At 51.4% G+C, this 1,172-nt stretch carries 1 rRNA gene; it reads left to right on the top strand.

Annotated features, from left to right (window positions below):
• A 23S ribosomal RNA gene (locus JOC76_RS29715) occupies positions 1-1,172 on the top strand; the annotation flags it as partial.

Below are 1,172 nucleotides of genomic sequence, written 5' to 3' on the forward strand. Positions count from 1 at the left end.
GAAACTTCGTTCCCTCCTGAGTGGATCCTGAGTACGGCCGGACACGTGAAATCCGGTCGGAAGCAGGGAGGACCATCTCCCAAGGCTAAATACTCCCTAGTGACCGATAGTGAACCAGTACCGTGAGGGAAAGGTGAAAAGCACCCCGGAAGGGGAGTGAAATAGTTCCTGAAACCGTGTGCCTACAAGTAGTTAGAGCCCGTTAATGGGTGATAGCGTGCCTTTTGTAGAATGAACCGGCGAGTTACGATTACATGCAAGGTTAAGTTGAAGAGACGGAGCCGCAGCGAAAGCGAGTCTGAATAGGGCGAATGAGTATGTGGTCGTAGACCCGAAACCAGGTGATCTACCCATGTCCAGGGTGAAGTCCAGGTAACACTGGATGGAGGCCCGAACCCACGCACGTTGAAAAGTGCGGGGATGAGGTGTGGGTAGCGGAGAAATTCCAATCGAACTTGGAGATAGCTGGTTCTCTCCGAAATAGCTTTAGGGCTAGCCTCACGTAGTAAGAGTCTTGGAGGTAGAGCACTGTTTGGACTAGGGGCCCTCATCGGGTTACCGAATTCAGACAAACTCCGAATGCCAAAGACTTATCCGTGGGAGTCAGACTGCGAGTGATAAGATCCGTAGTCAAAAGGGAAACAGCCCAGACCACCAGCTAAGGTCCCAAAGTATACGTTAAGTGGAAAAGGATGTGGAGTTGCTTAGACAACCAGGATGTTGGCTTAGAAGCAGCCACCATTTAAAGAGTGCGTAATAGCTCACTGGTCGAGTGACTCTGCGCCGAAAATGTACCGGGGCTAAACGTATCACCGAAGCTGTGGATTGACATCTTAGATGTCAGTGGTAGGAGAGCGTTCTAAGGGCGTTGAAGCTAGACCGTAAGGACTGGTGGAGCGCTTAGAAGTGAGAATGCCGGTATGAGTAGCGAAAGATGAGTGAGAATCTCATCCACCGAATGCCTAAGGTTTCCTGAGGAAGGCTCGTCCGCTCAGGGTTAGTCGGGACCTAAGCCGAGGCCGAAAGGCGTAGGCGATGGACAACAGGTTGATATTCCTGTACCACCTCTTTATCGTTTGAGTGATGGGGGGACGCAGGAGGATAGGGTAAGCGCACTGCTGGATATGTGCGTGTAAGCAGTTAGGCTGGTGAATAGGAAAATCCGTTCACCG

Source organism: Neobacillus cucumis (assembly GCF_016908975.1).
GTDB lineage: Bacteria > Bacillota > Bacilli > Bacillales > Cytobacillaceae > Neobacillus > Neobacillus cucumis.